We start from the raw sequence: 21,162 nt of genomic DNA, 5'->3' as shown, positions 1-21,162 counted from the left end.
GCCCGGCCGACTTCATGCATTGTTATAGTTCGTAGTGCTCTTTATCACCGCTCATCGCCTGCTCGATGAGCTTGCGATTCAGGGTCGGCGTCAGCAACTCGATAAAGGTATAGATATAGCTGCGCAAATACGCGCCCTGCTTGACGGCCACGCGCGACACATTCATGCCGAACAGGTGGCCGACAGGGATGGCGCGCAAGCCTTTGTCGCGCTCGGCATCGAAGGCCATACCCGCTATGATACCAATCCCCATGCCCAACTCGACATAAGTCTTGATCACGTCCGCATCGATGGCCTCGAGCAAGATGTCCGGCTTCAAGCCCCGCAGCACGAAAGCATGGTCGATTTTGTTGCGCCCGGCAAACGCGCTGTCATAGGTAATCAGGGGGAAAGCGGCGATTTCTTCCAGGGTCACGGACTTCGATTTCAACAGCGGATGGTCGACCGGCACAACCACCACGTGCTCCCATTGATAGCAGGGCAAGGTGATCAAGCCATCGATGGCGGCGATCGATTCCGTGGCGATGGCCAGGTCGGCCTGGTCGCGCTGCACCATCTCGGCGATCTGGCGCGGATTGCCTTGCAGTAAAGACAATCGCACCTTGGGGAACTTCAGCATGAAGGCTTGCACCACCTTGGGCAAGGTGTAGCGCGCCTGCGTATGCGTGGTGGCAATGGTAAAGCTGCCGCTGTCCTGCGCCGCGAATTCCTTGCCGATGCGCTTCATGCTGTCGATTTCCTGCATGATCAGCTCGACGGACTCCAGCACCAGGCGGCCCGGCTCCGTCAAGCCGCGGATGCGCTTGCCGTGGCGCGTAAAGATATCCACGCCCAGCTCTTCTTCCAGCTCGATGATGGCCTTCGATACGCCCGGTTGCGACGTAAACAAGGCCTTGGCGGCGTCCGTCAGGTTGTAATTCTGCCGGACCGCTTCGCGCACGAAGCGCAGTTGATGGAGATTCATTGCTGGTTTGCCCTAGATTGCCGTGATTTGCCGAGTTTCCGCCCCACCCATGATTTTGCGTTCATGCATATACGCATATCGCATATAAGCAAATGCGTACTAAGTAGTTTGGATTAAACGCCAAGTTTATTACTATTGCGGGTACTTTGGGGGTGAAAGCATGACTTTGTCTTATATAGTCTCAGGATTTGCCGTAGGATTACTCGTAGGAATGACCGGTGTGGGCGGCGGTTCGCTGATGACGCCGCTGTTAACCCTGCTGTTTGGCGTGCCGCCCTCCGTGGCCGTCGGCACCGACCTGGCCTTCGCCTCGATCACCAAGAGCGCCGGCACCCTGACGCACCGCCTGCGCGGCACCATCCGCTGGGATATCGTCAAGCGCCTGTGCATCGGCGCCCTGCCCGCTGCCGTCGTCTCGACCCTGGCGCTGAAATCGTTCGGCACCCTGTCGCCGGAGATCGGCCAGATCATCCGCTATTCCATCGCCGCTTCCGTGCTGCTGACCGTCGTGGCGCTGATCTTCAAGGGCCGCATGCTGGCGTGGATCAATGCCCACCCTGAGAAACAATTACAAGGCAACAAGCTTGCCGCCGCGACCATTTTTTCCGGCGCCGTGCTGGGCGTGCTGGTAACGGTGTCGTCGATTGGCGCCGGCGCCATCGGCGCCACCCTGCTGGTGATGCTGTATCCACGCATGAGCTCAGCCGAAGTGGCGGGCACCGACATCGCCTACGCCGTACCCCTGACGGCCATCGCCGCCCTGGGCCACTGGTGGCTCGGTTCCATCCACTGGGAATTGCTGGCTTCCTTGCTGGTCGGCTCCCTGCCCGGCATCACGCTCGGCTCCTGGGTGGCCCGCTCCGTGCCGGAAAAGTTTTTGAGAGTCTTGCTGGCGATGACCTTGACCGGCGTGGCAGTAAAGCTAATCTATTAATTGACCGACCATGTGACACGAACAGTATCAAGAACATAATCCCAGGCAATCTTCCAGCACCCCGGCTTTTTTAGGAATTGATATGTACCATTACGATCAGTACGACCACCTCATCATCAAAGAACGCATCGCCCAGTACCGAGACCAGGTTGCGCGCCGTATCGCCAATGAACTGACGGAAGAGGAATTCATTCCGCTGCGCCTGCAAAACGGCCTGTACATGCAACGCCACGCCTACATGCTGCGCATCGCCGTGCCCTACGGCTTGCTGTCGTCGAAGCAGATGCGCATGTTCGCGCACATCGCGCGCAAGTATGACCGCGGCTATGGTCACTTCACCACGCGCCAGAACATCCAGTTCAACTGGATCGAGCTGGAGCAGACACCCGATATCCTGACGGACCTGGCGTCCGTGGAAATGCACGCGATCCAGACCTCCGGTAACTGTATCCGCAATACAACATCGGACCCGTATGCCGGCGTCGCCGCCGATGAAATCATCGATCCGCGCCCGTACGCGGAAGTATTGCGCCAGTGGAGCACCTTCCACCCCGAGTTCATCGCCCTGCCCCGCAAGTTCAAGGTCGCCATCAATGGCGCCGAGGAAGACCGCGCCGCCATCGCCGTGCACGACATCGGCTTGACGGCCGTGCGCAACGCAGCCGGCGAAGTGGGTTTCAAGGTGATGGCCGGCGGCGGCATGGGCCGCACGCCCATCCTGGGCAGCGTCGTGCGCGAATTTTTACCGTGGCAGCATTTGCTGACCTACATCCAGGCCATCATGCGCGTGTACAACCTGCACGGCCGCCGCGACAACAAATACAAGGCGCGCATCAAGATCTTGCTCAAAGCCATCGGCGTGGAAGAATTCACGCGCCAGGTGGAAGAAGAGTGGGTCGATCTGAAAGATGGTCCGGAAACCTTGACGGCCGAGGAAATGCAGCGCGTGGCGGACTTCTTCAATCCGCCCGCCTACCTTGCTCTGCCGGAACTCGGCTACCAGGCGGAACACGCGGACAACAAGGCCTATGTGAACTGGCTGGCGCGCAACGTCAAGCCGCACCAGCGTCCCGGCTACGTGGCCGTGGTGCTGTCCTTGAAGAAAACGGGCGTGCCGCCCGGCGACGCGACGGCCGAGCAGATCGACTTCGTGGCCGACCTGGCCGACCGCTACAGCTTTGGCGAACTGCGCGTGACGCATGAGCAGAACCTGGTGCTGGCCGACGTGGAGCAATCGAAACTCTTTAAACTGTGGCAGGAAGCCAAGGCACACGGCCTGGCCACGCCGAACATCGGCTTGCTGACCGACATGATCTGCTGCCCCGGCGGCGATTTCTGCTCGCTGGCCAACGCCAAGTCCTTGCCGATCGCGGCCGCCATCGCGGAACGCTTCGACAGCATCGACTTCCAGCACGACATCGGCGAGATCGAACTGAATATTTCCGGCTGCATCAATGCCTGCGGCCACCATCACGTGGGCAGCATCGGCATCCTCGGCGTCGACAAGGATGGCAGCGAATGGTATCAAGTGTCGATCGGCGGCGCGCAAGGCAACAACGCCGCCATCGGCAAGATCATCGGACCATCGTTCTCTTCCCTGCAGATGCCTGAAGTCATCGGCCGCCTGCTGCACGTCTACGTGCGCGAACGCCATGAAGGCGAGCGCTTCGTCGACACGGCCCAGCGCCTGGGCCTGGCGCCGTTCAAGGAACACGTATATGCAACGCCGATCACGGTCGGCAACCTGGTGGGAGAAGACGAATATGTTTGAAGTACGCGAAGAAATCATCAAGAACGCCGCCGTGGTGCCGAATACCTGGGGCTTGCTGCGCCTCGATGAAAACGAGACGCCGGAAACGGTGGTCGTGCCCGCCGGCAAGGTCATCGTGCCCCTGCCCGTGTGGCAAGCCCAGCGCGAGACCCTGGCCGCCCGCCTGCCCGACATCGGCGTCTGGCTGGCCAGCGACGAGCGCCCGGAAGAACTGGCGGCCGACGTGGCGCAACTGCCCGTCATCGGCGTGGACTTCCCGAAATTCACGGATGGCCGCGGCTATTCCATCGCCTTCAACCTGCGCGCCCGCCTCGGTTTCCAGGGTGAATTGCGGGCCATCGGCGACGTCTTGCGCGACCAGCTGTTTTCCATGCACCGGGTCGGCTTCGATGCGTATGCGACGCGTCCGGACCGCAGCATCCATGACGCACTGAAAGGATTATCCGTGTTTTCGGAAACCTACCAGGCGTCGTGGGACCAGAAGTCGCCGCTGTTCCGCCGCCACCACCGCGAAGGCCAGAATCCCGACCTCGACAACGCGGCCGGCATCTGAGGACCAGTCATGAGCGATTTGACTTCTTTGATACACGCCACCGAGCAAACGCTGACACGCATCGCCGCGGACTTTTCGCCGGCCGTGTTCGCGTCCAGCCTGGCAGCCGAAGACATGGTGCTGACCGACATGATTCTCAAAGCGGAGCTGCCAATCGGCATCTTTTCTCTGGAAACGGGCCGGTTGCACCAGGAAACCCTGGCCGTACTCGACAAGGTGAAAGCCCGCTACGACCACGACATCACCCTGTACCGCCCGCAGCCGGAAGCCGTGGCCGCCTACGTGGAACAGCATGGACTGAATGCCTTTTATGACAGCGTCGAGATGCGCCGCGAATGCTGCCGCATCCGCAAGGTCGAACCGCTGGGCCGCGCCCTGGCCGGCAACAAGGCCTGGGTGACGGGCCAGCGCCGCGCGCAGTCCACCACGCGCGCCGAGCTGCACGTGCAGGAAGACGATGCGGCGCACGCGATGACGAAATTCAATCCGCTGGCCGACTGGTCCGAGCAGGACGTGTGGGACTATATCCGCGCCAACGACGTGCCCTACAATGCGCTGCACGACCAGGGCTACCCGTCCATCGGCTGCGAGCCGTGCACGCGGGCCGTCCAGCCGGGCGAAGATGTGCGGGCCGGACGCTGGTGGTGGGAAAATCCCGATTCCAAGGAATGCGGCCTGCACATGGTGGACGGCAAACTCATACGCATCAAATCCGTGGCAGCCTGAACAGACATAACAGACGCAGCAGAACAAGAAAGCACTCCATATGAGCAATATTTTGAACCAGCGCCACCTCGACAGCCTTGAGTCGGAAGCCATTCACATCATGCGCGAAGTGGCGGCCGAATCGGCCAACCCCGCCCTGCTGTTTTCCGGCGGCAAGGATTCCGTCGTCCTGCTGCGCCTGGCCGAAAAGGCCTTCCGCCCAGGCAAGTTTCCATTTCCCCTCGTGCACATCGACACGGGCCACAACTTCCCGGAAGTCATCACTTTTCGCGACAAGAAAGTGGCAGAACTGGGCGAACGCCTGATCGTCGGCTCCGTCGAAGACTCGATCAAGCGCGGCACCGTGCGCCTGCGCAACCCGGCCACGGATTCGCGCAATGCGGCGCAAGCCGTGACCTTGCTGGAAACCATCGCCGAACACGGTTTTGACGCCTGCATCGGCGGCGCCCGCCGCGATGAAGAAAAGGCCCGCGCCAAGGAACGCATCTTTTCGTTCCGCGACGAATTCGGCGCCTGGGACCCGAAAGCCCAGCGTCCGGAATTGTGGGACCTGTATAACACCCGCGTGCATCCCGGTGAAAACATGCGCGTGTTCCCCATCTCGAACTGGACGGAGCTGGATGTATGGCAATACATCGCCCGCGAGCAGCTGGAATTGCCGCCGATCTACTTCGCGCACGAACGCCAGGTGATCCCGCGCAACGGCTTGCTGGTGCCGCTGACGGACCTGACGCCGCCGCGCGAAGGCGAAACGGTGGAAACGCAAGTCGTGCGCTTCCGCACCGTGGGCGATATCTCGTGCACCTGCCCCGTGTCGTCCGATGCGGCCACGGTGGACGCCATCATCGCCGAAACGGCAATCACGCAAATCACGGAACGGGGCGCCACCCGCATGGATGACCAGACTTCCGAAGCCTCGATGGAAAAACGCAAGAAAGCAGGGTATTTCTAATGAACGCAGCAATCCAGAACACCACTTTGACCGATAGCCTGGAGCGCGGCATGTTGCGCTTCATCACGGCCGGTTCCGTCGATGACGGCAAGAGCACGCTGATCGGCCGCCTGCTGTTCGACAGCAAGGGCATCTTCGCCGACCAGCTCGACGCCATGTCGCGCTCCAAGCACAAGCGTACGGTGGGCGACACGGTCGACCTGTCGCTGCTGACGGACGGCCTGGAAGCGGAACGCGAGCAAGGCATCACCATCGACGTGGCCTACCGTTACTTTGCCACGCCGAAGCGCAAATTCATCATCGCCGACACGCCCGGCCACGAGCAATACACGCGCAACATGGTCACGGGCGCATCCACGGCCGACGCCGTCATCATCCTGATCGACGTGTCGAAGGTGAAACTGGGCGACGACGGCAGCGTGGAACTGCTGATCCAGACCAAACGCCACTCGACCATCGCCCACTTGCTGCAGATCGAGCACGTGGTCGTCGCCGTCAACAAGATGGACCTGGTCGACTACGATGAAACGGTGTACAACCGCATCGTCGCCGCCTACCGCGAATTCGCCCAGTCGCTGGGCCTGAAGGACATCACGCCGATCCCCCTGTCGGCACTCACGGGCGACAACGTCGTCGAACGGGGCGAAAAGCTGGGCTGGTACACGGGCCCTACCCTGATCGAGCTGCTCGAATCGCTGTCCGTCTACGACGAATCGCACGACGCGCCCTTCCGCTTCCCCGTGCAGCTGGTGGCGCGCCACAACGGCCACGAAGCCAATGATTTCCGCGGCTACATGGGCCGCATCGAGGCGGGCAAGGTCAGCATCGGCGACACCCTGGTGGTGCAGCCGTCCGGCCAGACGGCCACCGTCAAGGATATCGTCACCCTGGACGGCTCGCTGCCGACGGCCGTGGTGGGCCAGTCCGTGACCCTGCTGCTCAATGAATACCTCGATATCTCGCGTGGCGACTTGCTGGCCAGTGCCGAACGCCCTGCTACCCTGCTGAAACAGGTGGTGGCCGACGTGTGCTGGCTGTCGGAAGATGCGCTGGACCTGCGCCGCAAGTACTGGATCAAGCACGGCACGAAGCAGACGGCGGCCAAGGTGACGGCAATCGAATCTATCCTCGATATCAACACGCAGCAGCGCCACCCGGCCGACGGCTTGAAGCTGAACGATATCGCCCGCATCAGCCTGAACGTGCAGCAGGCGCTGGCAGCCGATGCGTATGCCGATATCCGCGCCACGGGCGCGTTTATCCTGATCGATGAAGTGACCCACCAGACGGTTGCGGCCGGCATGGTCCGACTCTAACCCCGCATCGTCCAGGAAAGGCAGCCATATGAACAGCTCCCCATCTCTCCCCGGCAAGGTTTACCTGATCGGCGCCGGCCCCGGTGCGCAAGATCTGATGACCTTGCGCGGCGCGCGCCTGCTGGCGCAAGCGGACGTCGTGCTGCACGACGCGCTGGTCACCGAAGAGATGCTGGAGCTGTGCCCGCAGGCGCAAAAAATCCTGGTCGGCAAGCGCTGCGGCCAGCTGTCGACGGCGCAGGCGTTCATCAACAAGCAACTGGTCGACCACGCGCGCAAGCACGCCGTCGTGGTGCGCCTGAAAGGGGGCGACCCCATGCTGTTCGGCCGCGCCGACGAGGAACTGCGGGCGCTGGAAGAGGCGGGCATCGCCGTCGAAGTGGTGCCCGGCATTACCACGGCGCTCGCTGCCGCGGCCGCCACGCAGCAGCCGCTGACGAAGCGGGGCGTGTCGCGCAGCGTGGCCTTCTTCACGTCCAGCACGGCGCCGGGCGAGCCGGACCAGACGCGCATTCCCGACTGCGATACCCTCGTGCAATACATGGGCGGGCGCGAAGCCATCGCCACGGCGCAGCGCCTGCTGGCCCAGGGCCGGCGCTTTGACACGCCCGTGGTGGTGATTGAAAACTGCAGCCGCCCGGACCAGCGCATCGTGCGCCTGCCGCTGAGCGCCCTCGCGCATGGCCTGGGCGACACCCACGGCCCCGTGCTGGTGATGCTGGGCGATGCCATGGCCGCGCGCGCGCACCAGGCCATCGACGAAGAGGCCGCCATTGTGGCGCGCCATGCTTGAATAAATACACCGTATTTTACCGACTTTAAAGTCAGTAACTGACGTCTTTCGGCGAAACATGATACGATGCTCACGCATCTTTTCTCGAGAAGTTGTTGCGTGATAGCAAGAAAATCACGCTTCGCCCCGCCATAGCGCTTGCTGCGCGGCTTCCCCGCTGACGGGAACCGCCCCCGGCAATCTCCCCGAAAAAAGCTGCGCCCGCAGGCTGCAATACCGCGCCGCGCAACTTGAGCCGTCACAATCAACAATGAATTTCTATTCCGTGCGCGAAGCCCTGACTTCGCTCAGCCGCAGCAATGCCGGCGTCGCCAGCGCTGTGCTGTTCAGCATGCTTGCCTCCATCGCCCTGTGGACGGTGTTTCCGAATATCGACGATGAAAACCACTTGCTGGAATGGCTGCAGGCGCTGTTCCTGGCCCTGGCCTGCACGGTGCACGGTGTGCGCGCGTGGCAGGAGCCCGACCGCCAGTCCCTGCGGTTCCTCATGCATGCCGGCTTGTCGGCCCTGCTGTTCGGCTTCCTGCTGCGCGAACTCGATATCGACCAGTTCGGTACGGCGCCCGCGTGGGCACAGCTGGAAAAAGCCCTGCGCGTGGTCGAGTTGCTGATCCTGATACGCGTGCTGATCTTCTTCGCGCCGCGCGCCCGCAAGGTGTTTGCCCAAGCGCCGCAGATTTTCAGCATGCGCATCACCATCCTGACGGCCATCGGCGGCTTGCTAATGGTTGCCGGCTGGCCCTTCGACAAGAAGGTCTTCCACGGCATGCCGGACGCCTACGCGCTGCTGGGCGAAGAAGTGCTGGAACTGGGCGCCTATCTGCTGCTGTTCCTCGCCGCGCTGTCCGACAGCTCGGCCGCCGCCCGCATCAGCCTGGCGCCAAACAAGAAAGCGGCTTGAACGCCGTCACATTTCAAACGAAGATGGCAGCGGCAGCAGCCGCTGCAAGGTAGCGGCCACGCGCAGCAAGCGCGGGTCGTCGTCTTCAGCCTCGTCGCAGGTATCGTTGATGCAGAAAAACGGCAAGCGGCCGAACTGCGCCAGCAGCTGCTCCAGCTGCCGCGGCGCATCCGCGTCGCCGCTGGCGATATGCAGCGGATCGAGCATGCGCGCCCGCGCCACTCCCTGATGCACCATCCAGCGCGGCACCAGGTCGGGCAGCAATGCGGGCACCTGCCAGGAGCGGAACACGGTCGCGCGCACGCCGGCAAACATGGCCGGCGCCAGCCCTTCCAGTACATGCAGCGAGCTTTTCAGCATGGGCCGCGGCGCATGCGCATACAGGCGCGGCTCATGCCGGTAATCGGCGTACTGCGCCGACAGCCATTGCCGCGACAAGGTAGCGCAGTTGACGGGCGCCGCCACGTCGGCGCGCAAGCCCTGCATGTCGTCCTGCAGCGCACTCTCCGTGAAAACACTCAAGCGCCCGTCCCCTTCCCCGCCGAACCAGAAGGCCGGCTCGAACGGCGCGCCAAAGAACACGTCGTCGTTCAGATACAGGAAGCGCTCGGACAGGCCCGGAATATGGTGCAGATACGATTCGATATGGCCGGAATCGAACACGGGCAGGGATGCGCCGGGCATCAGGCTCGCATGGTCGATCACCGTCAGGCGCGGCGACGCGCGCAGCCAGGCAGGCACCTGGCGGTCCGTCAGCAGATAGATATGGCCGTGACCGGGGAAGAAACGCTCGAGCGCGCGCAGGTTGTAGCGCAGTTCGCCGTTGTCGCGGTAGCGCCCCGCCACGTTGCCGTGCAGGGCCAGCTGGCCCGGGTGCGCCTGCTCCCAGGCGGCATACGCGTGCTGCCGGCGCGCGCGCCAGGCCGGGTCGGCGCCATCGACCCACAGGTAGACGATGTCGATGGCCGCGGCAGGCATCGCGCTGGCGGCGCCGTTCAAGGGATAGGGCTGGAGCTGGGGCTGGCGCCTGGCGCGGCCACGCAGTAGTCGGCGATGGCGGCGAGCACGCTGGCGTTCTCGCCCACCGCTTCGACCACCTTCAGGCGCAGTTGCGGATGCTGCTGGCGAAGTTCTTCCAGCAAGAGCGGCAAGTCGCGCAGCACATGCCCGCCCTGCCCCAGGAACACGGGCACCACGGTGGCGTCCAGGATGGCGCCGGCAGGCAGGCGGGCCAGCAGGGCCGCCACCAGCTCGGGCAGGCGCGGCGACATCAGTTCCAGGAAAGCCAGGTGCACGCTGGCGTCGGGCATGCGCGCCTGGGTCAGGTCGCGCAGGCGCTCGAAGGGCGCGGCCCACGATGCGGCGCGCGCGCCGTGGGCAAACAGGATCAATGCCTGTTGCACGTGCGCCGCCATCAGTGCCGCTCCACCCACCACAGGGCGCCCAGCGCCAGCAGCAGGTACAGGGCACTCGGCGCCACCGCCGTCACGAAGGCTGGCCAGGTGCTGAGCAGTCCGAGATGCGAGAACAGGGTGTTGACCAGCATGAAGCTCACGCCGATCATGATGCCGATGAAGATCTTCAGGCTGATGCCGCCGCTGCGCGTGTGCATGTAGGCGAACGGCAGCGCCAGCGCCATCAGCACGAAAATGGCCAGCGGATCGATCAGCTTTTTCCAGAAGGCGATGCGGAAACGCTCGGTTTCCTGCTTGTTCTCGGCCAGGTGGCGCGTGTACACGGCCAGTTCGCTGGCCGACATGCGCTCGGGATCGGACGCCGACACCGTCAGGATCTTCGGCGTCACTTCCGACGTCATGTCCTTGCTGGCGCTTTGCACGGTGCGCACCAGGCTCGTCTCCTGGCCATAGTAGTTCGACAGCTTCGGCTCGAAGCCGGGCGTGGTGGCCGCGCTGTTCGAGAACGAGGTTTCCGTCACCTCGGTCAGGCGCCAGATATTATTGCCCTGGTAGGTAGCGCCCTTGGCCACGGTCAGGGTGCGCAAGCGCATGTCGGTATCGAATTCATACAGCTTGACGTTTTTCAGCTGGCCGTCGGGACGCGCTTCGCCCACATTGAAAAAGCGCGAACCGGTGACGGTGCCCGTCAGGCCGTCGCTCTTGACCATGTCCTTGGTCCACAGGCCGGAGCGGAATTCGCTCGACACGGCCGCGCCGCGCGAGGTCAGCTTGAGACGCTCGGCCAGCGGCTCCGTGCGCGGCGTGATCAGTTCACCGAAGATGAAGGTGATGACGACGAAGACGATGCCGATGCGGAACAGGAAACCGGCCGCCATCGCCGTCGACATGCTCGACGCGCGCATGATGGTAAATTCGGAGCTGGCGGCAAACTGCGCCATCGTATAAATGGTGCCGATCAGGGCCGCGATCGGCATCACCTCGTACACGTGCCCCGGCACCAGCACCAGCACGTACAGGAACGCATACTGGATGGTATAGCCGTTGCGGCCCACCTTGGGCAGCTCGCCCGTCAGGTCGATGAAGGCTTGCAGTGCCAGAAAGGCCAGCAGCACGAACAGCACCGCCTGGAATATCGAGACCGCAAAATAGCGCTGTAAAATCTTCATTTCGATGCCGCTTTACTTGTATTGCCGGCGCGGCGCGCGCGCTTGAAGGACGCCAGCAGGACCAGCGGATGATAGCGGTGATTCACATTCAGGCGCCACGCAAACAGCACCACCACGGCCAGTGCCGCCAGCAGGTGCAGCGGCCACCAGGCCACGCCAAAGCTCAGGCGCCCCTGTTTCACGCTCGCTTCGACGACCTTGATAAGGTTGCTGTAGGTAAAGAAAATCAGCAGGGCGATGATCAGGTTGGTCGAACTGCCGGCGCGCGGATTGACAAAGCCCAGCGGAATGGCCAGCAGGATCAGCATCAGGCCGATCAACGGCGCACTGACCCGCCACAGCAATTCGGCCATGGTGTACGGGTTCGGCTCGGCGATGAGCGCCATGGTGCTCATCGCGCGCACGCCCAGTTCCGCTCCCAGCTCCTGCTGCTTGCTCTCGATGCGCATGATGTACTGCTCGAATTCCATGGTCTGGAAGTCCGCTTGCGTCGGCACGCCCTGGTAGCGGCGGCCACTCTTGAGCACCAGGAAGCGTTCGCCCTTGGCGTCGGTATTGATCACGCCTTCGCGGGCGACGACGACGACGGCGCTGCCTTTTTCGTCGACGGTATTGACGAAGACGTTCTGCACCACGTTTTTCTCGCCGCTGACGCCCTCGACGAAGAAGATGCGGTTGCTGCCGGCCGATTCGCGGAACTGGCCCGGCGTGACTTTCTGCAGGTCTTCGCGCTTTTCGAAGCGCGCCACATATTCATCGCTTTTCTTTTGCGCCCACGGCGTGGCGTACAGACTCAGGACGCCGGTGGCCAGCACCAGCGGCAGGCCGAAGCTGAGGACGGGCCAGATCCAGCGCGACAGGCTCAGGCCGGAAGCGAACCACACCACCATCTCCGACTCCTTGTAGCTGCGCGTGACGACCATCAGCACCGAAATGAAACCGGTGAGGATGATGATGGTGGGCAGCTGCATCAGGGCGGAAAAGACCATCAGGGACATGACGTCGGACGACGCGATTTTACCGCCCGCCGCCTTGCCGAGAATACCGATCAGCATCCAGGTGAGCAGGATACTGAACAAAACAGTGAAGGTGGCCCCGGCGGCACTAGCCAATTCACGTCGAAGGGCGCGTTGAAAGATCATTCGGAGTTTATAATTCGGGTCAGTTAGTTGAGTAACACGTTACTAGTAAATGAAAACGGAGAACCAAATGGACTTTAGCATAAAAGCATTCGATACCAAGAGCACCCTCGGCACGGCCAAAAGCGGATGCATCGCGGTTGCGGTATTCGAAAACAAAAAACTGTCGCCAGCGGCAAAATCGCTGGACAGCAAGGGTGCGATTTCGGCTGCGCTGAAGTCCGGCGACATCAGCGGCAAGCCTGGCAGCACGTTGCTGCTGCGCGCAGTCGATGGCGTCGCCGCGGAACGTGTTCTGCTCGTCGGCATGGGCAGCGATGAAACTGTCAGCGAAAAAAGCTTCGCCAGCGGCGTGCAAGCGGCGCTCAAGGCGTTTGGCTCGCTGGGCGCTGCGGACGCCATTATCGCATTACCGCTGACGGAAGTGAAAGAGCGCGACGTAAATTGGGCAATCCGTTGCGTGGTGCAAGCCGCCCACGACAGCGAATACCGCTGCGACTCGCAAAAAAGCAAAAAAGACCCGGCACCAGCGGGCGTGCGCAAGATCGTCCTGTCGGCACCGACAACGGCTGCTACGCGCGGCGCGCTGGCGCAAGCCATCGCCATCGCCAACGGTTCCGACCTGACGCGCAAGCTGGGCGACCTGCCGGCGAACATCGCCAACCCGACCTACCTGGCCAACACGGCCAAGCAGCTGGCCAAGGATTACAAGTTCGAAGTCGAAGTGCTGGACCGCAAACAGCTCGAAGCGCTGAAAATGGGCAGCTTCCTGTCCGTCACCAACGGCAGCGAGCAGCCGCCGAAATTCATCGTCCTGAAACACATGGGCGGCAAGGCCAAGGATGCGCCAGTGGTCCTGGTCGGCAAGGGCATCACCTTCGACACGGGCGGCATTTCCATCAAGGCCGGTCCCGGCATGGATGAAATGAAGTACGACATGTGCGGTGCCGCCTCGGTACTGGGCACCTTCCGCGCCATCGGCGAAATGAATCTGAAGCTGAACGTCATCGGCGTCATCGCCGCGTGCGAAAACATGCCGTCGGGCCGCGCCACCAAACCGGGCGACATCGTCACCTCGATGAATGGCCTGACCATCGAAGTGCTGAACACGGACGCAGAAGGCCGTCTGGTGCTGTGCGACGCGCTGACCTACGCCGAACGCTTCAAGCCGGCAGCCGTGGTCGATATCGCCACCCTGACGGGCGCTTGCGTCGTCGCCCTGGGCCACCACAACAGCGGCCTGTTCACGCGCAGCGATGCGGCGCATGACCAGCTGGCCAATGAACTGCTGGCAGCGGGCAAGCAATCGAGCGACACGGCATGGCGCATGCCGATCGAAGAAGCGTACAACGAGCAGCTGAAGTCGAACTTCGCCGACCTGGCCAACATCGGCACGCCAGGCGGCGGTTCGGTGACGGCAGCAGCGTTCCTGGAAAACTTCACCAAGAAGTACACCTGGGCGCATCTGGACATCGCCGGCACGGCATGGAAATCGGGTGGCGCAAAAGGCGCGACCGGCCGTCCAGTGCCGCTCTTGACGACGTTCCTGATCAACCGCGTGTAAGGAAACGCCAGACCAAACCTGCTGCGCGCGGCTATTGGCGGCCGGCGATGCTCGCTGTACCTGAAGTACAGCTGCGCTTCTCGGCCACTACTAGCTCCCGCTCGCGACGGTTTTGTCAGGCGTCGTGACACCGTAAAAAAAACCGCCAGGTCTTGCGACCATGGCGGTTTTTTTACATTACTGCGTCCTGTTTTTAATAGACGACGGGATCGGGAATCGGCAGCGGCGCCACCTTGGGCTGCACCACCGCTTCCGGCACGGCGGCCGCCGGCGGCGGTGCGGGAACCGGGGGAGGCGGCGCCAGGCGCGCGGGGTCCTGCATGACGATGGTCAGAATGGACGGGTAGTCAAAGCCGGCGCCCGTGTTGCGGTCGACGAAATAGCCGACGCCCAGGGTCAGGATGACATTGCCCCAGACGCTGCCATTGAGCTTGGGATCGATATGGTCGTCCGTCGCGATGGCGGGCGAACCGTGCTTGCGGCAATCGACCTTCAGCGGCTCCTGGCTCTTGCGGATGGTGATGCGCCCCGGCGTGGTGACAAACCACTTGCCCACGTCGTTGCTGAGGATGCAGCCGGCGCCGCTCAGTTCGCGGTTGTCCTGGATGGTTTGCACCAGCACCATCTGCTCGGTGTTGCCCGTCAACGTGGCGCAGCCGCCCAGGCCAAACAGCAGCAGCGTCCTGGCGGCAAGGGCGGCAGACGATGGTACGCGCATGGATGGCTCGCTTAACGGACGGGAATCGGCTGGTCGCCCGGCACGGCGACGGCGGTGACGCTGTTTTTCGGACTACCCTCGATCAGGCGGTCGGAATAGACGAGATAGACCAGCGCATTGCGCTTGCTGTCGACCATGCGCACGACGCGCACATGCTTGAAGAAGATCGAGGCGCGCTCGGTAAACACTTCTTCCTGGCGCGGCAGCTTGCCCTTGAATTGCAGCGGTCCCACCTGGCGGCAGGCCACGGCCGCATCGGCCTTGTCTTCGGCCAGGCCGACGGCACCCTTGATGCCGCCCGTCTTGGCGCGCGACAGATAGCAGCTGACACCGGCGACGCGGGGATCGTCATACGCTTCGACGACGATCTTGTGGTCAGGGCCGATCAGCTTGAACACCGTGTCGACCGAACCGATGGTTTCGGCATGCGCCGCGGTGCAGGCAAGGGCCAGCACCACTGCGGCAGGCAGCAATTTACGCATGAGGATAATCCCGGGCACGCACGCAGGCGGCCATCAGTTGATGGGGGCGAAACGCTGGACCATGACGCCTTCGACCTCGATCAGCTGAAAGAACACGTCTTTCGGCCGGGTCCAGATGGAACCGTCGGCGGCGCGATAGACGATCATTGGCGTGAGATCTGCTTCCAGCGTGGCTTCGCACACCAGTTCATAAATGCCGCCCTTGTAGTGCCGATAACGCATCGCCGTCTCCTCAAGCCGTGGAATCTTCGCTCTTGTCGTCGGCCAGTGCCTTCTGCTTCATTTTCAGGCCCTGGATCACTTTCAGTATGCCTTCCATGCCGGCCGCGCCATCGGCGCCGCTGAAGGCGTCGAGCACCTCATTGAGCACCTTGTTGCGCACGGTCGCTTCATCGGAAGACATTTCCAGCGCGCGCTGGGCCTTCGCCGCCTTTTCGGCAGCGCTCACCCGCGGCTTCGCAGCCGTCTTGCCATGCGTCAGAGCAGCCTGCCAGATAACCCAGCGACGCTGGGTCTCGAAGATCAGGTACTCATCCGGTTTGTCTTCTCTTCGCCGCACAATGTGGCCGTCACGCTGCGCCCACGCTTCAAATGCAGTTCGCATTTTCTTCCTTTGCAAATGCTACGCGCAAGTCTCACTATTAAAACTGCAACATTTCAAAATAGTACCATCTATTGATGTCGCAAAACAGTCTCATAGATATAGTACTGCAATTTATATAACAAGTCTGGCGGCGCCAGGGACGGAATCTACGCTCCGCCCCGGGCACAGTGGTCATGTAATCGGAATAGCAATTACAACTAATTACAACTGCTTCCTGTTCGGTTCTTAACTTGGCTGTAACAAAGCCGTATGACACAGTTGTTACATTGTGCCATTTTAGTAGTTTTTATCGCGTTTTAGCGAGAAACTTTACACCTTTGTCGCGTTAAATGGGGAGACGCAGCCTGCCGCGCCAGCCACTTATGCCAAATCAAACATAGGGGTTGATCAATGATACACAAAAACATAATATTCATGCGCCACGATTGGTTAAATATAAATACTTTATTAATACTCTTTTTCCCTGCAAGCAAATAAAGCATGCACCCGGCAAGCGGGGCAGGACGCCGCCGGCACGCATGCGGTAAGATTCGCGCCTATCGATACCTATTCAAGCAAGGATTTTTCCCATGAAACTCGCCACCTGGAACGTCAACTCGCTCAAAGTGCGCCTGCCGCAAGTGCTGCAGTGGCTGACAGACAACCCGGTCGACATACTCTGCTTGCAAGAGACCAAGCTCACGGACGACAAGTTCCCCGTCGCCGAGATCGAGGCAGCCGGCTACCAGGTGGTCTTCAGCGGCCAGAAAACCTACAACGGCGTGGCCATCCTGTCGAAGCTGCCGATCACCGACGTGGTGAAGAACAATCCCCGCTATGAAGATGCGCAGCAGCGCATCCTGGCCGCCACCATCGGCGGCGTGCGCGTCGTCTGCGCCTATGTGCCGAACGGCCAGAGCGTCGACTCGGACAAGTACGAATACAAACTGGGCTGGCTGGCCGCCCTGCACGACTGGCTGGCCGAAGAGGCGCAGCAGCATCCGCAACTGGCCGTCGTGGGCGACTACAATATCGCGCCCGACGACCGCGACGTGCACGATCCCGTCGCCTGGGCCGGCCAGGTGCTGGTGTCGGACAAGGAACGCGCGGCCCTGCAGCGCCTGTTCGACATAGGCCTGGCGGACGCCTTCCGCCTGTTCGAGCAGGCTGACAAATCGTTCAGCTGGTGGGACTACCGCCAGCTGGGCTTCCGCCTGAACAAGGGTCTGCGCATCGACCATATCCTGCTGTCGCCCGCCCTCGCCGCCCGCTGCACGGCCTGCGTGATCGACCGCGTGCCCCGCAAGTGGGAGCAGCCATCCGACCATGCGCCCGTCGTGGCCACCATCGACTGATCGCCGGCCGAAGCGCGGCAGTTCAGGTCGCGCTCTCCAGCAGCACCTGCGCATTCGCCGCAGGCACCGGAGCGGAAAACAGATAGCCCTGCGCATAGCGGCAGCCGCTTGCCTGCAGCAGGGCGAACTGCTCTTCCGTCTCCACGCCCTCGGCCACAGTCGACAATTGCAGGCTGTCGGCCAGCGCGATGATGGCCGCCACGATGGCGCGGTCTTCCCCGCTCTGCTCCAGGTCCTTGATGAAGGCGCGGTCGATCTTGACCTTCTTCACGGGGAAGCGCTTCAGGTAGGCCAGGCTGGAATAGCCGGTGCCGAAATCGTCGATCGACAGGCGCAGGCCCATGCCATTGATCTGCCGCAAAATCTCCAGCGTATGCTCGCCATGCTGCATCAGCGCCGTCTCGGTGATCTCGAATTCCAGCAGTGACGGGTCGATGCCCGTTTCCCGCACCACGGCGCCGATGGCCGCCACCAGGCCCTTGTGCATGAACTGGCGCGGCGACAGATTCACCGCCAGCGGCACCGCTTGCAGGCCCTGGCGCTGCCAGGCCATGCTTTGCTCGCACGCCTGGCGCATCACCCATTCGCCCACCGGCACGATCAGGCCGTTTTCCTCCATGATGGGAATGAAGCGGTCAGGCAGCACCAGTCCATGGCCGGGACGGCGCCAGCGCAGCAGCACTTCCATGCCATGCAGGCGGCGCGTGGCGATATCGATGACGGGCTGGTAAAACAGCTCGAACTGCTGCAGCGCCAGCGCCGTGCGCAAGCTGCTTTCCAGGTCGAAGTGCAGGGCCGCTGCCTGGTTCATCGTCTGCGTGAAGAACTGGTAGTTGTTGCGGCCATTGCCCTTGGCGTGGTACATGGCCGCATCCGCATGGCGCATCAGGGAGTCGACATCGCCGCCATCGTCCGGATACACGCAGATGCCGATCGACGGCGTCACGTGCAGCACATGACCGTCGAGCGGAAAGGCGGGCGTCAGCGCCTCGATGATCTTCTCGGCCACGCGCGCCGCTTCATCGGTGCCGCGGATGCCCGGCACCAGCACGACGAATTCATCGCCGCCCAGTCGCGCCACCGTGTCGCTGGCGCGCACGGCGCCGCACAGCCGCGCGGCCACCTCCTTGAGCAGCAGGTCGCCCGTCATGTGGCCCAGCGAATCGTTGATGGTCTTGAAGCGGTCCAGGTCGATGAACATCACGGCCAGCTTGCGGCCGGAACGCTGCGCGGCCAGCATGGCCCGTTCCAGCCGGTCCGACAGCAGCGCGCGGTTCGGCAAGCCCGTCAGGTTGTCGTGGTAGGCCATGTGGTGCACGCGCGCCTCGGCCTGGCGCCGCTCGACGATTTCGCCCTGCAGCAGCAGGTTGGCGCCGGCCAGTTCGGCCGTGCGCTCCTGCACCCGCAGCTCCAGTTCGTCGCGCGCGCGGCGCACCGCCTCGGCCGCCTCGCGGCGCGCCGTCACGTCGTCGACCAGCCACACCGAACGGCCATGCGCATGCGCCAGGTCGAACGGCCGGCCGGACAGGCGCGCCCAGAAACGGCTGCCATCCTTGCGCACCAGCTGGTATTCCGACATGTGCACCCTGCCCGCGCCGAAGTCGCGCGCCGTCTCGCCGCGCGCCGCCTTCCACGCAGCGACGTCCGGATACAGGGCCTGCACCGACAGGCCGTTGATCTCGCCGGGTCCGTAGCCGAACAGCTCTTCCATCTTGCTGTTGCTGCGCAAATTGTAGCCGCCCTCCACCACCGAGATGCCCAGCACGGCGCTGTCGAGGATGGCCTGGTTTTCCAGCAGCGCGTTGCGCAGGGATTCCTCGGCGCGCTTTGCTTCCGTGCGGTCCTCGATGATCCAGATGGTGCCGGCGGCGGGATCGTCCGGGTTGACGACATAGGCGATCAGCTGCGCCCACAAGGTGCTGCCGTCGCGGCGCATCATTTCCACTTCCGTCTGGAAGGGCTTGGCCACCGACAGGAAGGGGAAGGCCGCCGCGCCCAGCAGCTCGTAGGACTGCTGCGAGACGTACAGCGCGCGGCCGGGCAAGCCCAGCGCCTCGTCGCCGCTGTAGCCGAACATCGCGGCAAAGCCCAGGTTGTAGCGCGTGATCTGGCGGTTCTTGGTATACAGAATGCTCACCGAGGCATTCGTCATGATGGCCGCCACTTCCATCTGCGTCTGGCGGCTGGCCGTGACGTCTTCGAGGATCCAGATGGTGCCCTGCTCGCTGTGCGCCTGGTCGACGGCCTTGGCGCGGATGCGGCACCAGAACAGGCTGCCGTCGCGGCGGCGGAACAGCGCTTCATCCTGCTCGTACGGCAAACCCTGCCCCAGCAGCGGCGTGGCCTGCACGCCAAATTCCTCGTAGGCGGCGGGCGAGGGAAACAGCTCGGCGGCGGGCAGGCCCGTCATCTCCTCCTGCGCGTAGCCGAACATTTCGGCGAAGCGGGGATTGCAACGCAAGACCAGGCGCGAACGGGAAAACAGGATGCCGACAGAGGCATTGTCGAGGATAGCCTGCTGCTCCAGCATCAACTGGCGCGTGGCCTCCTCGGCCGCCTTTTGCGCGCTGCGGTCGTCGAACAGCCAGATCGTGTCGCGCAGGCCGCGGTCGGCCTGGCTCTCCGGGTTCAGGACATAGCCATACGCGAGCGCCCAGAACGTGGAGCCGTCGCGGCGGCGCATCTCCATCTCGCCCTGGAATGGCAAGCCGCGCCGCAGCAGGGGCGCCGCCTGCCTGACGACATGGTCGTACGCCGCGCGCGACGGATACAGGTCGGCCACCGGCAAGCCCACGCCGCTGTCGCCGTCAAAGCCGAAGCATTCGGCGAAGCGCCGGTTGTAGCGCAGCACGCCCTTGTCGCGCTGAAAACCGATGGCCAGCGGCGCGTTGTCCATCACGGCCTGCATTTCCAGCATGGCGCGGCGCAGCTGGTCTTCATCGCGCCGGTGGTCGCTGATATCCTCGATGATCCATACCGTGCCGTCATGCGTATTGAGGGGATCGACGGCGCGCCCGTGCAGGCGGCTCCAGAACAAGGTGCCATCCTGGCGCCGCAATTCCAGTTCGGTGCGGTACGGCTTGCCCTTCGACAGCAGCGGCGCCGCTTCCAGCCCAAGCGCGCGGCAATGCTCGGCGGAGCGGTACAGCACCGCGCCCGGCATGCCCGTCAGCTGGTGGCGCGCATAACCGAGCATCTCGGCGGCGCGGATATTGCACTCCTCGATGAAGCCGCCCTTGGAAAACACGATGCCGACGGCCGCGCTTTCCAGGATGGCCTGCTGCTCCAGCAAGGTCTTGCGCAAGGCTTGCTGGTCGCGCTGCTGCACGCTGATGTCGGCAAACACCAGGGTCGCCCCCGGCAAGCCATCGCCCACCGGCAGCGGCCTGGCCCACACCTGCACGGCGATGGCGCCCGCCTCCCCTTCGAGGCTGCTGTCCCAGTGCCGCTCGCGCCCCGCCGCACCCAGCGCGCCGCGCAGCATGCTGGTGCTCGACGCGCGGTAGGCGTCGCTGAAACAATCGGCCAGCAGCCGTCCCGTCACGTCCCTGCCCAGCAAGGCGTTCAAGGCGCCATTCGCGGCCACCACCATGCCGCAGGCATCGCAGGCGCACGCCGGCAAGGCGATCAGCTGCAAGGCATCGGCGATGAAATCGGGACTGGTCGGTACGCGGTTCATGGACACCATGGGTCGGTTGGTAACGGTCGAACATGCGCCTGAGCAATATATTCCATAGGCATCATGGTGCTGCTAGATCATAAACCAGTTTCCCGGGGTTTTTTCATATTCCTTATTGGCAATATCTGAAACGCCACAGACTGCTTGC

The 21,162-nt window shown here is 62.9% G+C and carries 20 protein-coding genes; 10 read left to right on the top strand and 10 right to left on the bottom strand.

The features are described 5' to 3' along the window. Nucleotides 1–22: 22 nt before the first annotated feature. On the bottom strand, nt 23–964 hold the full coding sequence (locus GCN75_RS24735) for a CysB family HTH-type transcriptional regulator (protein WP_034751505.1): 942 nt from the start codon (nt 962–964) through the stop codon (nt 23–25). Between the two features lie 160 nt (nt 965–1,124). Between GCN75_RS24735 and GCN75_RS24730 the strand changes: the two genes are divergently transcribed. From GCN75_RS24730 to GCN75_RS24695, 8 genes are all read left to right on the top strand, one after another. Continuing rightward, a complete protein-coding gene (locus GCN75_RS24730) occupies nt 1,125–1,898 on the top strand; it encodes a sulfite exporter TauE/SafE family protein (protein WP_152284750.1) in 774 nt (257 codons plus the stop codon). An 82-nt stretch (nt 1,899–1,980) separates the two neighbouring features. Next, nucleotides 1,981–3,669 carry a nitrite/sulfite reductase gene (locus tag GCN75_RS24725; RefSeq protein WP_152284749.1) on the top strand — a complete coding sequence of 563 codons (1,689 nt, stop codon included), beginning with the start codon at nt 1,981–1,983 and terminating at the stop codon, nt 3,667–3,669. Then, complete coding sequence (locus GCN75_RS24720) at nt 3,662–4,222, top strand: DUF934 domain-containing protein (RefSeq protein ID WP_152284748.1); 561 nt, start codon at nt 3,662–3,664, stop codon at nt 4,220–4,222. The genes GCN75_RS24725 and GCN75_RS24720 overlap by 8 nt, the downstream gene beginning before the upstream one ends. Nucleotides 4,223–4,231: 9 nt before the next feature. Beyond that, on the top strand, nt 4,232–4,948 hold the full coding sequence (locus GCN75_RS24715; protein ID WP_152284747.1) for a phosphoadenylyl-sulfate reductase: 717 nt from the start codon (nt 4,232–4,234) through the stop codon (nt 4,946–4,948). A 40-nt stretch (nt 4,949–4,988) separates the two neighbouring features. Next, nucleotides 4,989–5,900, top strand: coding sequence for a sulfate adenylyltransferase subunit CysD (cysD, locus tag GCN75_RS24710; RefSeq protein ID WP_034782216.1), 912 nt, complete (start codon nt 4,989–4,991; stop codon nt 5,898–5,900). Then, entirely contained in the window at nt 5,900–7,216 is a 1,317-nt protein-coding gene (locus GCN75_RS24705) for a sulfate adenylyltransferase subunit 1 (protein WP_152284746.1), read from the top strand. Before cysD ends, GCN75_RS24705 begins: the two co-directional genes overlap by 1 nt. Nucleotides 7,217–7,244: 28 nt before the next feature. After that, a complete protein-coding gene (gene cobA, locus GCN75_RS24700) occupies nt 7,245–8,009 on the top strand; it encodes a uroporphyrinogen-III C-methyltransferase (RefSeq protein ID WP_152284745.1) in 765 nt (254 codons plus the stop codon). 250 nt (nt 8,010–8,259) lie between these two features. After that, on the top strand, nt 8,260–8,910 hold the full coding sequence (locus tag GCN75_RS24695; RefSeq protein ID WP_152284744.1) for a hypothetical protein: 651 nt from the start codon (nt 8,260–8,262) through the stop codon (nt 8,908–8,910). A gap of 6 nt (nt 8,911–8,916) precedes the next feature. Here GCN75_RS24695 and GCN75_RS24690 read toward each other — a convergent pair whose 3' ends face one another. From GCN75_RS24690 to lptF, 4 genes are read right to left on the bottom strand one after another with little or no spacing between them, the layout of a single operon-like run. Beyond that, the gene (locus GCN75_RS24690) at nt 8,917–9,909 is read right to left on the bottom strand and encodes a Stealth CR1 domain-containing protein (protein ID WP_152284743.1); all 993 of its coding nucleotides are present in this window, start codon (nt 9,907–9,909) and stop codon (nt 8,917–8,919) included. Next, nucleotides 9,906–10,325 (bottom strand): sirohydrochlorin chelatase, encoded by a 420-nt coding sequence (locus GCN75_RS24685; RefSeq protein ID WP_152284742.1) that lies wholly within the window; start codon nt 10,323–10,325, stop codon nt 9,906–9,908. The genes GCN75_RS24690 and GCN75_RS24685 overlap by 4 nt, the downstream gene beginning before the upstream one ends. Then, complete coding sequence (gene lptG / locus GCN75_RS24680; protein WP_152284741.1) at nt 10,325–11,494, bottom strand: LPS export ABC transporter permease LptG; 1,170 nt, start codon at nt 11,492–11,494, stop codon at nt 10,325–10,327. The genes GCN75_RS24685 and lptG overlap by 1 nt, the downstream gene beginning before the upstream one ends. Next, the gene (gene lptF / locus GCN75_RS24675; protein ID WP_152284740.1) at nt 11,491–12,636 is read right to left on the bottom strand and encodes an LPS export ABC transporter permease LptF; all 1,146 of its coding nucleotides are present in this window, start codon (nt 12,634–12,636) and stop codon (nt 11,491–11,493) included. The genes lptG and lptF overlap by 4 nt, the downstream gene beginning before the upstream one ends. Before the next feature lie 67 nt (nt 12,637–12,703). Between lptF and GCN75_RS24670 the strand changes: the two genes are divergently transcribed. Beyond that, nucleotides 12,704–14,197 carry a leucyl aminopeptidase gene (locus tag GCN75_RS24670; protein WP_152284739.1) on the top strand — a complete coding sequence of 498 codons (1,494 nt, stop codon included), beginning with the start codon at nt 12,704–12,706 and terminating at the stop codon, nt 14,195–14,197. Between the two features lie 193 nt (nt 14,198–14,390). Here GCN75_RS24670 and GCN75_RS24665 read toward each other — a convergent pair whose 3' ends face one another. From GCN75_RS24665 to GCN75_RS24650, 4 genes are read right to left on the bottom strand one after another with little or no spacing between them, the layout of a single operon-like run. Then, nucleotides 14,391–14,915, bottom strand: a complete 525-nt coding sequence (locus GCN75_RS24665; protein WP_193317645.1) for a hypothetical protein — start codon at nt 14,913–14,915, stop codon at nt 14,391–14,393. 11 nt (nt 14,916–14,926) lie between these two features. Further along, nucleotides 14,927–15,397: a CreA family protein gene (locus GCN75_RS24660; protein WP_152284738.1), complete on the bottom strand. Its 471-nt coding sequence runs from the start codon at nt 15,395–15,397 to the stop codon at nt 14,927–14,929. Nucleotides 15,398–15,430: 33 nt separating this feature from the next. Then, complete coding sequence (locus GCN75_RS24655) at nt 15,431–15,619, bottom strand: DUF1653 domain-containing protein (protein ID WP_034782199.1); 189 nt, start codon at nt 15,617–15,619, stop codon at nt 15,431–15,433. 10 nt (nt 15,620–15,629) lie between these two features. Further along, complete coding sequence (locus GCN75_RS24650) at nt 15,630–16,016, bottom strand: hypothetical protein (RefSeq protein ID WP_226939173.1); 387 nt, start codon at nt 16,014–16,016, stop codon at nt 15,630–15,632. Between the two features lie 554 nt (nt 16,017–16,570). Here GCN75_RS24650 and xth point away from each other — a divergent pair. Next, nucleotides 16,571–17,335: an exodeoxyribonuclease III gene (xth, locus tag GCN75_RS24645; RefSeq protein WP_152284737.1), complete on the top strand. Its 765-nt coding sequence runs from the start codon at nt 16,571–16,573 to the stop codon at nt 17,333–17,335. Nucleotides 17,336–17,357: 22 nt separating this feature from the next. On the opposite strand, the gene GCN75_RS24640 is transcribed toward xth, so the two are convergent. Further along, a complete protein-coding gene (locus GCN75_RS24640; protein WP_152284736.1) occupies nt 17,358–21,014 on the bottom strand; it encodes a sensor domain-containing protein in 3,657 nt (1,218 codons plus the stop codon). Between the last annotated feature and the right edge of the window lie 148 nt (nt 21,015–21,162).

The organism is Janthinobacterium violaceinigrum, from assembly GCF_009208555.1.
GTDB classification, from domain to species: domain Bacteria; phylum Pseudomonadota; class Gammaproteobacteria; order Burkholderiales; family Burkholderiaceae_D; genus Janthinobacterium; species Janthinobacterium violaceinigrum.
Note: the sequence above shows the minus strand (reverse complement) of the source record. Positions and strands in the feature narration are given on the sequence as shown.